This is a genomic window from Streptomyces sp. HSS9-12 (genome assembly GCF_054963655.1).
Genome location: NZ_JBUEGC010000004.1, coordinates 44,635 through 58,108 on the forward strand (window position 1 = coordinate 44,635; position 13,474 = coordinate 58,108).

At 69.9% G+C, this 13,474-nt stretch carries 13 protein-coding genes; 7 read left to right on the forward strand and 6 right to left on the reverse strand.

Annotated elements, in window-relative coordinates:
• Window positions 1–8: 8 nt before the first annotated feature.
• From ACY34J_RS03295 to ACY34J_RS03315, 5 genes are all read right to left on the reverse strand, one after another.
• Window positions 9–2,021, reverse strand: a complete 2,013-nt coding sequence (locus ACY34J_RS03295) for an erythromycin esterase family protein (RefSeq protein WP_462724934.1) — start codon at window positions 2,019–2,021, stop codon at window positions 9–11.
• 542 nt (window positions 2,022–2,563) lie between these two features.
• Window positions 2,564–3,010: a PPOX class F420-dependent oxidoreductase gene (locus ACY34J_RS03300; RefSeq protein ID WP_462724935.1), complete on the reverse strand. Its 447-nt coding sequence runs from the start codon at window positions 3,008–3,010 to the stop codon at window positions 2,564–2,566.
• A 134-nt stretch (window positions 3,011–3,144) separates the two neighbouring features.
• Window positions 3,145–4,194 (reverse strand): ABC transporter substrate-binding protein, encoded by a 1,050-nt coding sequence (locus ACY34J_RS03305; protein ID WP_462724936.1) that lies wholly within the window; start codon window positions 4,192–4,194, stop codon window positions 3,145–3,147.
• A 57-nt stretch (window positions 4,195–4,251) separates the two neighbouring features.
• Window positions 4,252–5,148, reverse strand: a complete 897-nt coding sequence (locus ACY34J_RS03310; RefSeq protein ID WP_462724937.1) for an ABC transporter permease — start codon at window positions 5,146–5,148, stop codon at window positions 4,252–4,254.
• Entirely contained in the window at window positions 5,138–5,953 is an 816-nt protein-coding gene (locus ACY34J_RS03315) for an ABC transporter ATP-binding protein (protein ID WP_462724938.1), read from the reverse strand. Before ACY34J_RS03315 ends, ACY34J_RS03310 begins: the two co-directional genes overlap by 11 nt.
• Window positions 5,954–6,221: 268 nt before the next feature.
• On the opposite strand from ACY34J_RS03315, the gene ACY34J_RS03320 reads away from it, so the two are divergent.
• From ACY34J_RS03320 to frdD, 7 genes are all read left to right on the forward strand, one after another.
• Window positions 6,222–7,868 carry a sensor histidine kinase gene (locus tag ACY34J_RS03320; protein WP_462724939.1) on the forward strand — a complete coding sequence of 549 codons (1,647 nt, stop codon included), beginning with the start codon at window positions 6,222–6,224 and terminating at the stop codon, window positions 7,866–7,868.
• 19 nt (window positions 7,869–7,887) lie between these two features.
• Window positions 7,888–8,577 carry a DUF7342 family protein gene (locus tag ACY34J_RS03325; RefSeq protein WP_462724940.1) on the forward strand — a complete coding sequence of 230 codons (690 nt, stop codon included), beginning with the start codon at window positions 7,888–7,890 and terminating at the stop codon, window positions 8,575–8,577.
• Window positions 8,578–8,826: 249 nt separating this feature from the next.
• Entirely contained in the window at window positions 8,827–9,060 is a 234-nt protein-coding gene (locus ACY34J_RS03330) for a hypothetical protein (protein ID WP_462724941.1), read from the forward strand.
• Between the two features lie 25 nt (window positions 9,061–9,085).
• Window positions 9,086–10,831 carry a fumarate reductase (quinol) flavoprotein subunit gene (frdA, locus tag ACY34J_RS03335; RefSeq protein WP_462724942.1) on the forward strand — a complete coding sequence of 582 codons (1,746 nt, stop codon included), beginning with the start codon at window positions 9,086–9,088 and terminating at the stop codon, window positions 10,829–10,831.
• Between the two features lie 5 nt (window positions 10,832–10,836).
• The gene (locus ACY34J_RS03340) at window positions 10,837–11,583 is read left to right on the forward strand and encodes a succinate dehydrogenase/fumarate reductase iron-sulfur subunit (RefSeq protein WP_462724943.1); all 747 of its coding nucleotides are present in this window, start codon (window positions 10,837–10,839) and stop codon (window positions 11,581–11,583) included.
• Window positions 11,562–11,981: a hypothetical protein gene (locus ACY34J_RS03345; RefSeq protein WP_462724944.1), complete on the forward strand. Its 420-nt coding sequence runs from the start codon at window positions 11,562–11,564 to the stop codon at window positions 11,979–11,981. Before ACY34J_RS03340 ends, ACY34J_RS03345 begins: the two co-directional genes overlap by 22 nt.
• A gap of 5 nt (window positions 11,982–11,986) precedes the next feature.
• Window positions 11,987–12,337: a fumarate reductase subunit FrdD gene (frdD, locus tag ACY34J_RS03350; RefSeq protein ID WP_462724945.1), complete on the forward strand. Its 351-nt coding sequence runs from the start codon at window positions 11,987–11,989 to the stop codon at window positions 12,335–12,337.
• Window positions 12,338–12,355: 18 nt separating this feature from the next.
• Here frdD and ACY34J_RS03355 read toward each other — a convergent pair whose 3' ends face one another.
• On the reverse strand, window positions 12,356–13,435 hold the full coding sequence (locus ACY34J_RS03355) for a MerR family transcriptional regulator (protein ID WP_462724946.1): 1,080 nt from the start codon (window positions 13,433–13,435) through the stop codon (window positions 12,356–12,358).
• Between the last annotated feature and the right edge of the window lie 39 nt (window positions 13,436–13,474).

Consider the following 13,474-nt stretch of genomic DNA (forward strand, 5'->3'; position numbering starts at 1 on the left):
CCAGGGCGTCATACGGCGAACGGGTAGGTCTCGGGCGCTTCGCCCTCCTCCCAGCGGGCTGTTCGCTCCAGCGGCTCCACCGCTCGCGTCTCCTCGATGTGGATGACCGCGTCGAACTGGTCCGCGACGCGGGTGAGGAAGTAGTGGCTCTGCCGCTCGGTCTCGGGGCGGTAGATGACCCCGATCGCGCGTTCCAGGCGGGTGGTCCCCAGACGTCCGCGGGCCTGGGGCGCGGCGCCGAAGGACAGCAGGAACTCCTTCTCGCCCACGTCGTGGAACAGCTCCTCGACACTGTCCGGGAGCGACGGTCGTACCCATTTCCGCTGGGCGGGGCCGTCCCAGTCGTCGGCCGCGGTCACCGTGCCGGTGTAGGTGGTGAAACCCATCAGACGGTTGTCGCCGGGGTGTCCCTCGCGTACGAGCTGGCCGACGTTGAGTTCGCCGCGCAGCGCGGACTCCGTGGCCCGGGCGTCGCCCACATGCGAGTTGTGCTCCCACACCACGATCTTCGCCCGCTCTCCTCGCTGACTGCTCAGGTGGCCGGCGAGCGCGTCCAAGGTGTCGGCCATGTGGCGGTCGCGCAGGTTCCAGGAGGAGACGCGCCCGCCGAACATGGTGCGGTAGTACTCCGCGGCGTTCTTCACGGTGACCGCGTTGCGCTGTGCGTAGAACAGGTCGTCCTCGGCCAGCAGCCCGTCCCGACGTGCGTACTCCACCGCATGGCGCTGCAGGTCCACCAGTTGGTCGAGGATCTCCTGTTCGCATGTCTCGCCCGCGCCGAAGGCCGCCTCGAAGCCGTAGGCCTGTCCGTCGTCGCCGTCGTGGCGCTCCAGACAGGCGTAGCGCTCGCGTGCGCGCTGCGCGGCAGGCGGGTCGACGCGGTCCAGGTAGGAGATCACCTCGTGGATCGACCGGTAGAGGCTGTAGACGTCGAGCCCGTAGAAGCCCGCCTTGTCCTGCTCCCGGTCGCCGCGGCGGTCATTGTGCTCCCGCAGCCATCCCACGAAGTCCAGCACCGCGGTGTTGCGCCACATCCAGGTGGGGAATCGCTCGAAGCCGCGCAGGGACTCTTCCGCCGTGGCGTCGCTGCTGCGCCCGCGGACGTAGCGGTTCACCCGGTAGGCATCCGGCCAGTCCGCCTCCGCGGCCACGGCGCAGAACCCCTTCTCCTCGATCAGCCGCCGCGTCATATGCGCCCGGGCTTCGTAGAACTCGTGGGTGCCGTGGGACGCCTCCCCGATCAGTACGAAGTGCGCGTCGCCGACCAGGTCGAGCAGCGCGTCGTCCTGCGGGACACCGTCCTGTACGGGCAGGGCCTCGGACCGTACGACGACCGCGTCCGTCCGGACTTCCGCTTCCGGCGCGGCGGGGCGTGCGGCCCGGGCCGCGCGCAGAAGGTCGCGGACCTCTTCGTCGGTGGTCTGTGTGAAGTCCCAGTACGACGCGCCCACGGCGTAGAACGGCGACGGGGTGGTCCCGCAGACGACCTCGTCGACCTGGGTCTGGAGCTCACGGCACGTCGACTCGGGCGCCGCGGGGACGGCCACCACGATCCTGGCCGGTCGCATCTGCCGCAGGGCCTGAATGGCCGCCCGCATGCTGGCGCCGGTCGCGAGGCCGTCATCGACCAGGATCACCGTCTTGTCCGCCACGTCGGGCAGGGGCCGGCCCTCTCGGTAGGCCCGCTCCCGCCGCAACAGCTCCCGGCCTTCCTCTTCGGCCACCCGGCGGAGCGCCTCGGGCGGGATGTTCCACCCTCGGATGACGTCGTCGTTGAGCACCACCACTCCGCCGCTGGCGATCGCCCCCATCGCCACTTCCTCCCGGCCGGGGACACCCAGCTTGCGAACCAGGAAGACATCGAGGGGTGCGCCCAGCGCCGTGGCGACCTCGTACGCCACGGGTACGCCGCCACGCGGCAGCCCCAGGACGATCACGTCGGGACGGTCCCGGTAGTGCTGGAGAAGCCCGGCGAGGAAGCGGCCGGCATCCCTTCGGTCGCGAAACACACGGTCTGACATCTGAAGCCCCTCCTGCCTGGAACGAAGAATGCCTGTCGTCCTGTCGTCCCTGCGTCCGGCATGTCCGCAGGTGGGCCTCGGGGAGCGCGATGTCGGCGCACGTGCTGTGTCCGGCACTCGTTGTGGTGGCACGCCACCCGCGCCGTGACGGTGAACGTTCGGTTGTGACCGCGAGGCAGCACGATCAGGGGGCGCGGACCGGCACCCTGCACGATCAGCGGGAGCGGACCGGCCCCCTGCCCTGCTCGGGCGGCGGCGGGCGTCACCGTCCGGCACCGCGCCGTCGGCGGGCCGCTTGCGCCGGGGCCGCCGCCCGGTGCCACCCTGCACTTCCAGGATGGACCCGGTACGCGCCCCCGCACCACTGGTGGCGCGGGGCCGGGGGGAGCGCGCGTGCGGCCGGCGGGTGCGCTGAGTGACAGGATGCGGTACGTATGCATCCGCGCGCTGCACGCCCCAGGTGCTACGAGGTCACGTCCGCTCAACTCGGCTACGTCATCAGCCTGGTGAGATGCCATCAGAGCGGACTGCCTCCTCGTCGACTACTGTCCGCCCCGCGGCTGGCCGTAGGCGCGTTCGACGTGCAGCTTCATGACAAGCCGCTTGTCCCGGGCCATGGCGCGGCGGTAGTCGTCCCAGTCGGGGTGTTCGCCGTTGATGGCCCGGTACAGCTCGATGAGGTCCTCGACGGTCGCGTCATGGGTGCCGGCGGCGACCGGGGTCAGTTCGGCGGTTCCTTCGGCGACCGTCCAGGCCCAGCGGTCCGCGCTGGTGACGTGGTAGCTCGCCCGGGGATCGCGGCGCAGATTGCGGGTCTTGGCCCGGTCGTCGGTGATCGAGACGCGGAGCACGCGCTCCTTCGGGTCGTAGTGGTGGTTCACGTTGGACAGCTGTGGTCTGCCGTCGCGCTTGATGGTGACGAGCACTCCGTCGGGGGTGTCGGTGAGGAGCTGCAGGAGCGCGTGCTGGGCCGCGTCGGTATTCACCATGGCCGGTAAACACCCGTGCGCCCGACGGGGATTCCCGTACGGGTGCGGCGCGGCCCCCGACCGGCCCGCCCGTAGGGGATCACTGGGATCCGGGCGGGGGCCGAGGGCCGCTGCGGCGGGCTGCCGGGGAAGAATCAGCCCGCGTTCTTCACGAACTCCGTGGTGTAGGTCTTCTTCAGATCCACCGTGGCGTTCTTCAGGTTCGGGTTGAACGACTTCAGGACCCGCTCAACGGTCTCGGGACCGCCCTGCGGCATAACGCCGTCCTTGGTGAACATCGGCAGCGTGCTCTTGATCGCCTGTGCGTACAGCTCCTTGCCGCCGCCCTGCGCGTAGTCGGCCGGCATCTTCGCCGCGATCTGCTCGGGGGTGTGCGTGGACATCCACGTGAGGGTCTTGACGAAGGCGTTGACGAGCTTTTGCACCGTCTCCTTGTGGCTGTTCACCCACTCGGTGTTCATGTACAGGCTGGAGGACGGGTACGGGCCGCCGAGCGCCGCCTCCGATCCCTCGGGGGTGCGCATGTCGATGAGGATCTTGCCGAGCCTCTTGTCCAGGATCTGGGCGACGGTCGGGTCCGTGGTCATGCCGCCCTGGATCGAGCCCTGCTTCAGGGCGGAGATGAAGGTCTGGCCGGCGCCCACCCCGACCGGCGAGAACTCATTCACCTGCACTCCGTCGCGGACGGCCAGGTACTTGGTGAGGAAGTCGGTGGACGAGCCGAGGCTGGTGATGCCGAGCTTCTTGCCCTTGAAGTCCTTGGGGGACTTGATGTCGTCGGCGGCCTGGTTGGAGACCACCTCGACCTCGCCGGGCGCGTGCGAGAACTGCACGACGGACTCCACCTGCTTGCCCTTGACCTGCAGATCGAGCGTGTGGTCGTAGAAGCCGACGGCGCCCTGTACATCTCCGGAGACCAGGGCGGTCTCGGCCTGCACGCCCGCGGGCTCGGACAGCAGCTGCACGTCCAGGCCCTCGTCCTTGAAGTAGCCGAGGCGCTGGGTGAGCATCGCCGGCAGGTAGATCACCTTGTCCAGGCCGCCCACCATGATCTTGACCTTGTTCGAGTCGCCCGACGCGCCCGCGTCCTTGGTGGCCGACGCACCGCCGCCACACGCGGTGAGGGTGGTGAGGGCGAGCGCGCCGGCAACCGCTGCCGCCGAGATCCTGGTCATTCTGCGCATGGGTCATCACGTCCTTGTGGAGAAAGGGAATCGGGGGAAGACAGAGGGGGTCGGGGGTCAGCGCTCAGAGCCGGAGCCGGCCGGCCTCCAGCGGAAAAGCCGCCGTTCGGCGAAGGTCAGCAGCCCTTCGGTGAGCAGCGCGACGATCGCGAGGATCACCATCGCCGCGTATACGCCGGCCGCGTTGAACGTGCCCTGCGAGGCCGCCACCAGCAGGCCGAGGCCCTTGGTCGCCCCGATGTACTCGCCGACGATCGCGCCGATCAGGGCGAAGCCGAAGCTGACGTGCAGGCTGGTGAAGATCCACGACGTGGCGGACGGAATGACCACCTGGAGCGTGACCTGCCGGTTGCTCGCGCCGAGGATCCGGGCGTTGGCGACCAGGCTGCGGTCGACCTCGCGGGTGCCCTGGAAGGCGTTGAAGAAGACGGGGAAGAAGACCAGGACGACGGCCGAGGCCACCTTGGAGGCCGGTCCGAGGCCGAACCAGATCAGGAAGATCGGTGCGAGCACGATCCGGGGGATCGCGTTGAGCACCTTGATGTACGGGCCGAGGATGTCGGCGAGGAAGTGGATCCGCCCCAGGGCGATACCGAGCACCACACCGCCGATGACGCCCGCGATCCAGCCGAACAGCGCCTCGTACAGGGTGTAGCCGATCTGCTCCCACAGCGAGCCCTGGGCGGTGCCCTCGGTGACCCACTGCGCGATCTGGTCCCAGATCTTCGACGGCCGGGAGAAGTTGAACTCGTCGATGATCCCTGAGCCGGCGAGCAGCTCCCACAGTCCGATCACCGCGGCCAGCAGCAGCACCCGGCTCGCGTAGATAACGATTCTGCGGTTGCGGGCGGCCCGGGCCTTGGCCCGGGTACGGTCCGGCCCGGCGTCCGGCTTCGCGGCGGCGGCGGGTACGGCGACGGCGGACTTCGGCCGGGTGATGGACTCAGGCTGCATCGAACGCACCCCTCTCGCGGGTGATCCGCACCTCTTCGCCCAGCGAGGACCAGATCTCCCGGTAGATCTCGATGAACCGGGGTTCCAGCCGCACCGATTCGACCTTGCGGGGCCGCGGCAGGTCGATCTCGAAGACCTCCTTGACGGTCGCCGGTCCCGCGGTCATGACCACGACCTTGTCGGCGAGCGCGATGGACTCCTCCAGGTCGTGGGTGACGAAGACGACCGACGCCCTGGTGCCCGCCCACAGCTCCAGCAGCTCATCCGACATCAGCGCCCGGGTCTGGACGTCCAGCGCCGAGAAAGGCTCGTCCATGAGCAGGATCTCGGGGTCGCCCACGAAGGTCTGGGCGAGCGCGACGCGCTTGCGCTGACCACCGGACAGCTGATGCGGATACCGGTCCTCGAAGGCCGACAGGCCCACCCGGGCCAGCCATTCGCGGGCCCGTTCCTTCGCCTCGGGCTTCGGCACGCCGCGGAACCGGGGCCCGGCCATCACGTTCGACAGCACCGAGCGCCATGGGAAGACCGCGTCCTGCTGGAAGACGAAGCCCACCTTGTCACCGATGCCGCGTACCGGTTCGCCGGCGACCAGCACCTGGCCTGCGGTGGGCTCCTCCAGCCCACTGACCAGGGTCAGCGTCGTGGACTTACCGCACCCGGTCGGCCCGACCACCGCGACGAACTCTCCGCGCTCGACGGTCAGGTCCAGGTCTCGTACGGCGGTGTGCAGGGCACCGGAGGGCGTTCGGAATGCCTTGCTCGCGCCCCGCAGCTCGATGGCGGGGCTTGTTGGACTGCTCATCTGTGGCTTACCTCCTGGCCCCGGCGTCCCGGCCGGAGCTACGGCCAGGGAGGCTAGGAGTGACCTGAGCCACGACGACAGCCTTGTGAGCGCAAGGCCGCCTTCTGCGCACATCCCCTGTTGTGCTCGTTTTGCTCGCGCCAGAACAACGAAAGCGAAACGGGCACTGGCCCCCTCCCCCGGTTCCGTTTACCGTGCATTCACCTGAGAGAGACGGGACATCGCTGGTTCCGCGAATCCGCGGAAGGACGTCAGTCAAGGAGCCCATATGCGGATCCGTTGGCCACGGCGTGTCTTCTCACAGGTCCTGCTGATGCAGCTCACCATCGCCACCGGTGTCACGGTGCTGACGACCGGGCTGTTCCTGGGGCCGCTCAGCGCACAGCTCGACGACCAGGCGATGCGCCGTGCCCTGGCCATCGCCCAGACCACCGCCGCTCAGCCGCAGGTCACCCGGGCGCTGCTGAGCTCACGCCCCACCACCTCCGGCCCGGTCCAGGCCGAGGCCGAGCGGATCCGGCGGGCCACCGGCGCCCGCTATGTCGTCGTCATGGACCTGCGCGGGATCCGCTGGTCCCACACCGTCCCGGCCCGCATCGGCGGGCATGTCTCCACCGACCCCAGCGAGGCGCTCGCCGGCCGTGAGGTCATGGAGATCGACAGCGGCACCCTGGGCCGCACCGCGCGCGGCAAGGTGCCGATGCGCGATGCGGACGGCCGGATCGTCGGCGCCGTCTCCGTGGGCATCGCCTACGACAGTGTCCGGGAGCGGCTGCTGCGTACGGTGCCGGGGCTGCTGCGTTACGCGGGCGCCGCCCTCGCCGTCGGAGCCCTCGCCGCGGTCGTGGTCTCGCGCCGGCTGAACCGGCGTACGCACGGGCTCGCCTTCGCGGATATCTCCGCGCTCCTCGCCGAGCGCGAGGCGATGCTCCACGGCATCCGCGAGGGTGTCGTCGCCCTCGACCGGCACGGCCGGATCCGCCTGGTCAACGACGAGGCGCAGCGGCTGCTCGGGCTGGGTCCGGACGCCACCGGGCGCGCCGTGGACGACGTGCTGCCGCCGGGGCGTACGACTGATGTGCTGGCCGGGCGGGTGGACGGGACGGATCTGCTGACCGTCAGCAGCGGACGCGTGCTGGTCGCCAACCGTATGCCCACCGAGGACGGCGGCGCGGTCGCCACCCTGCGTGACCGCACCGAGCTGGAGCTGCTCGGCCGCGAACTCGACAGTACCCACGGCCTGCTGGACGCGCTGCGCGCACAGGACCACGAACACGCGAACCGGCTGCACACACTGCTCGGCCTGCTGGAACTCGGTCTGCACGACCAGGCTGCCGACTTCGTCCTCGAGCTCACCGACACCCACCGCGCCTCCGCCGAGGAGGTCGCCGAGCGGGTCCACGATCCGCTGCTCGCCGCCCTGCTCGTCGGCAAGGCATCCATTGCCGCCGAGCGCGGTGTGGCGCTGCGCATCTCCCCCGCCACCCTGCTGCCGGACCGGGTGGTCGACCCGCGCGACCTGGTGACCGTCCTGGGGAACCTCATCGACAATGCCCTGGACGCCGTGGCCGCGCACGGCGACTCTAACCCTTATGTGGAGGTTGAGCTGCGTGCCGAAAACACCACCGCCGTGCTGCGGGTGGCCGACACCGGGCCCGGCGTGCCACCGGACAGGCGCGAGCTGGTGTTCGCCGAAGGCTGGACGACCAAGGACCGCCTGACGCACCGGGGCCGCGGGCTCGGCCTGGCCCTGGTCCGGCGGCTCGCCGAACGGTACGGCGGCATGGCGAGGGTCACCGCCCGGGCGGGCGGAGGCGCGGTGTTCACCGTCGTCCTGCCCGAGGCACTGGCCGCGCCGGAGACGCTCGGCCGGAGCACGCCCACTCCCGTCACCCCACGGCCCCAGCTGCCCTGACCTCCTCGAGGGAGACACGATGATCGATGTACTGGTCGTGGACGACGACTTCCGGGTCGCCGAGATCAACGCCGCGTACGTGGCCAAGGTCCCCGGCTTCCGGGTGGCCGCCCGGGCCCACACGGCCGCTCACGCGCTGGCCACCCTGGAGCGCACCCGCATCGACCTCATCCTGCTCGACTACTACCTGCCGGACGAGAACGGGCTCACTCTCGTGCGGCGTATGCGGCAGTTGGGCCACCACGCGGACGTCATCATGGTGACGGCCGCCCGCGATGTCGCCACCATCCAGGCCGCGATGCGCTACGGCGCGCTGCAGTACCTGGTCAAGCCGTTCAGCTTCCCGGGGCTGCGCGCCAAGCTGGACGGCTACGCGGCGCTGCGCCGCACGCTGGACGGGGTCGGCCGCGGTGAGGCCGGCCAGGAGCAGGTCGATCAGATCTTCGGCGCCCTGCGTACCGCCGAAGTGGCTGCCACGGAGCTGCCCAAGGGCCACTCCGCACCGACCGCCGACCTCATCCGCCATGTGCTGCGCAAGGCCGACGAGCCGCTGTCCGCGCACGAGGTCGCCGAACGGGCCGGGCTGAGCCGGTCCACCGCCCAGCGGTATCTGAAGTACCTGGAGCAGGCGGGGCGGCTGCGCCTGACCCTCAAGTACGGCGATACCGGGCGGCCCGAGCACCGCTACGCCTGGGCTACGGCCGGCTGACGGGGCCGCGCCGCCTGTGGCGCGTGCGGGGTCCCGTCAGCGGCGGTGGGTTGACCGTCAGGCCAGTTCGTTCAGCATCTCGACCAGCGGAGCGGCCCCTGCGCGCGCGGACGGCGGGGCGCGACCGCGAGTATCCTCGGGTGGCGAGTGTCGCCATACCGACGCGATTGCCACGGTGATCACATCCAGCCGCGCATGCGTGGCTACGGCAGGTGATGACCGGGGCCCCCGGCCGTCGAGGAGGTGGCGATGGTCGGCACCCTCATCGATTTCACGGCGGAGCGAGCCCCCTGCGGAAGGCTCGTCGACGGGCACCGCCTCCTGGAGGACGACTGCGCGGGTCTGGTCATCGATGACGTGACCTACGTATGCGGTTGCCGCCGGATTCACCATGAATTCCACGACGGCAGCATCCGTGTCACGACCGTCCGCCACGACGGCAAGGTCCTCATCGACGAGCACAGTGCAGACCACGAGGCTTGACACCGGTGGACACCGAGGTGGCGAGATGACCGCTTCCCATGACGTCGTGGTGGTCGGCGGCGGAGCGGCGGGCCTGCGTGCTGCGATCGCCATCGCGGAAAGCAATCCGCGGCTCAGCGTGGCGATCATTTCCAAGGTCTATCCGATGCGCAGCCACACGGTGTCCGCCGAGGGCGGCGCGGCGGCGGTCGCCGGTGCCGACGACAGTCTCGACGAGCACGCCTACGACACCGTCTCCGGCGGGGACTGGCTGTGCGATCAGGATGCCGTCGAGGCCTTCGTCGAGGAGGCTCCGAAGGAGCTGCTGCGGCTCGAACACTGGGGCTGTCCGTGGAGCCGCCGGCCGGACGGGCACATCGCGGTACGGGCCTTCGGCGGCATGAAGAAGAAGCGCACCTGGTTCGCCGCCGACAAGACGGGCTTCCACCTGCTGCACACGCTCTTCCAGACGGCGCTGTCGTACCGGACTCTCGTGCGGTACGACGAGTGGTTCGTCAGCACCCTGCTCGTGGACGACGGGCGGGTGCGCGGCGTGGTGGCGCTCGAGCTGGCCACCGGCCGGATCGAGGCCGTCACCGCCGGCGCCGTCATCGTGTGCACCGGAGGATGCGGCCGGGTCTACCCCTTCACCACCAACGCGAATATCAAGACCGGTGACGGCATGGCTCTGGCCTACCGGGCCGGGGCGCCGCTGGGGGACATGGAGTTCGTTCAGTACCACCCCACCGGTCTGCCGTTCACCGGCATCCTGATCACGGAGGCGGCCCGAGCCGAGGGCGGCTGGCTGCTCAACCGGGACGGGTACCGCTATCTGCAGGACTACGACCTCGGCAAGCCCGAGCCCGAACCGGTGCTGCGCAGTATGGAGTTGGGGCCGCGCGACCGGCTGTCGCAGGCGTTTGTGCACGAGCTCGACGAGGGCCGGACCATCGACACGCCACACGGGCCCGTCGTCCATCTCGATCTGCGCCATCTGGGCGCGGAGACCATCGATACGAAGCTCCCCTTCGTACGGGAACTGTGCCTGAGGTATCAGAACATCGACCCCGTGACGGAGCTGATCCCGGTACGTCCGGTGGTTCACTACATGATGGGCGGCATCCACACCGACATCGACGGCGCGGCGGGGCTGGCGGGCCTGTACGCCGCCGGCGAGGTGGCATGCGTCAGCATCAACGGCGCGAACCGGCTGGGCTCCAACTCGCTTCCGGAGTGCCTGGTCTTCGGCGCGCGCGCCGGCCGGGCCGCTGCCGAGTACGCCGCCGCTGCGGCCGGTTCCCGCCCGGGCTCGGCGGTCCTGGCGCAGGCCCGTGACGAGGAGCGGCGGCTGGAGCACCAGTTCAGGGACCGCGCCGGGGGGTCGGAGCGGATCGCGGACCTCCGCACCGAGATGCAGGAGGCCATGGAGAACGGCGCCGGGATCTATCGCGACGGCGAGTCCCTGACGAAGGCGGCCGACAGGCTGCGTCTGCTGCGGGATCGTTTCGGCCATGCCGCGATCGACGATCGCAGCCGCACGTTCAACACCGATCTGATCGCGATGATCGAGCTGTCGTTCATGCTGGATGTGGCCGAGAGCATCGTGCGCTGCGCACTGCGGCGCGAGGAGTCTCGGGGCGCGCACCAACGCACCGACTTCCCCGCACGGGACGACCAGCGGTTCCTTGCCCATTCGCTGATCCGCCGTGAGGCCGACGGCACTGCCCGCGTCGGGTACCGGCCGGTGACCGTCACCCGCTGGTCGCCCGGGAAACGCGTCTACGGGAGGTAGCAGCCATGGCGGACGACCGGATCACCCTCCAGGTCACGCGGTACCGGCCGGAAGAGGAGACCGAACCGACCGTGCAGTCCTACGAGGTTCCGCTGCGCAAGGAGTGGACGGTGCTGGACGGCCTCAACTACATCAAGGACCACCTGGACGGCACGCTCTCCTACCGCTGGTCCTGCCGGATGGGCATCTGCGGCAGCTGTGGCATGACCGTCAACGGCGAGCCACTGCTGAGCTGTTCGGCCTTCCTGACCGACTCCGCGCCGGGGCCGGTGCGGGTCGAACCGCTGAGCGCCTTTCCCGTGATCCGCGATCTCGTCGTCGAGATCGGCGACTTCATGAACAAGCTGACCGAGGTCAAGCCGTGGATCATCCGTGACGAGGACAAGCCGCTCGACGAAGGCGAGTATCTGCAGACGCCGGCCGAGATGGACGAGTACCAGCAGTACAGCATGTGCATCAACTGCATGCTCTGCTACGCGGCCTGCCCCGTGTACGCACTCGATCCCGAGTTCATCGGCCCGGCGGCGATCGCGCTGGCCCAGCGCTACAACCTCGACTCCCGCGATGAGGGGGCCGCCGACCGGCGGGACGTCCTCTCCGCTGCCGAGGGCGTCTGGGCCTGCACCCTGGTCGGCGAGTGCACCACCGCGTGTCCCAAAGGCGTCGACCCGGCGGGCGCCATCCAGCGCTACAAACTCACGGCCGCCACCCAGGCACTCAAGGAATTCCTGTGGCCGCGGGGGGCGCGATGACCGAGACCGGCCGCCCGAGGCTGTACCACCGACCGGTGTCCACCTTCTGGTGGCTTCGGCGCCGGTCCTACCTGGTCTTCGTGCTGCGCGAGCTCAGCAGCGTGTTCATCGCCTGGTTCGTGGTGTTCTTCCTGCTGCTGGTCCGTGCGACCGCCGGGGGCCGCGAGGAGTACGAGCGGTTCCAGGTCTGGAGTGCCAACTGGTGGGTGGTGCTGCTCAATACGATCGCCCTGCTGTTCGTCCTGCTGCACGCCGTCACCTGGTTCAACCTGGCGCCCCGCGCCATGGTCGTACGGCTGCGGGGCCGTCGCGTCCGGCCGGGATGGGTCCTGGCACTGCACTACATGGTGTGGGCACTGCTGTCGGCGGCCACGGCCTGGTTGCTGCTGGGGGGATGAGCACGGTGAACAGAAGATCCCCGGAACCTTTGCTGTGGCTGCTGTTCGGCATCGGCGGCACAGCCGCCGCGCTGCTGGTCCCCGCTGTGCTGTTCCTGTTCGGCGTCGCCTTTCCCTTGGGGTGGCTGCCGGCCCCCGACCACGCGTACCTGCTCTCCGTGCTGAGCCACCCGCTGACCAAGGTGGTGGCCTTCGGACTGTGCACGCTGTGCCTCTTCCACTGGGCCCATCGCTTCCGTTACACCCTGTACGACGGTCTGCGCCTCAAACAGCACGGCACCGTGATCGCCCTGTGCTGTTACGGCGCTGCGGTGGCGGGATCGGTCGCGGCGGCCGTTCTCCTCCTGCTCGCCTGACCTCCCCCGCCACCAGGACTACCTGGCGTCCACCACATCGGCCACGACGCAGGTGACGTTGTCGGGGCCGCCCGCGTCATGGGCCAGGGCCACCAGTTCGCGGACGGTCCGCTCCGGGTCGGGGATGCTGGAGACCACGCGGTGGATCTCTGTGGACGGCACCACCGCGGACAGGCCGTCGGAGCAGAGCAGATACCGGTCTCCGAGCCGCGCATCGTGCAGGCTCACATCGGCGGCCGGCTCGCCGCGCCCGTCCAGCGCCCGGAGCAGCAGGGAGCGCTGCGGATGCGAGGCAGCTTCCTCGGGGGTGATGCGGCCCTCGTCGACCATCGACTGCACCAGGGTGTGGTCGTGGGTGATCTGGAACGACTCGCCGTCACGCAGCAGATAGGCCCGGGAGTCGCCGATGTGGACAAGCGCCAGCTGGGAGCCCGTCCACAGCATCGCGGTGAGCGTCGTACCCGTCTCCTGCACGGACGGCTCCGCTCCGGCGATGCTGTGCACGGCGTGGTCGGCCTGGTGAACGGCGTCCTCAAGGGCGTTGACGAGGTCGCCCGCGGCGATGGCGGTGTGGGCGTCAAAGCGTTTCAACACTTCGATCGCGGCCGTGCCGGCGGGCGATCCGCCGTCCCCGAACCCGTCGGCCACGGCGAGCAGACGGGAGTCCGCATACGCGGAGTCCTGGTTGCGGGGGCGGACCAGACCGGCATCCGACAGCGCGGCGTAGCGGATTCCCAGCGGTGTGCTGGCGTACGGCATGGTGGTGTCCTTCCCGGACAGATGGTCGATGAGGAAGGACGCCAGGTCCCGTCGCGCGGCGGTGTCGGCCTCGGCCTGGGCCCAGAACGCGGCGACCTCCTCGGCCGCCGCGGCGGGATCGAGTTCGCACACCACGCGGATCCGGGCCAGCGGCATGCCCAGGCGGCGCAGCCACGCCACCAGTCGAGCCCGCTCCAGCTGCGTCGGCTCGTAGAACCGGTACCCGGTGACCGCGTCGACGCGAGCCGGTCGCAGCAGGCCGAGCTCGTCGTACAGACGCAGCGCCTTCGGTGACAGCCGGGACGCCCTCGCGAACGCCCCGATCGTCAGCAGTTCCATCCTGGCTCCTCCTCATGCCGGGCCCGTCGCCCGGCGCCA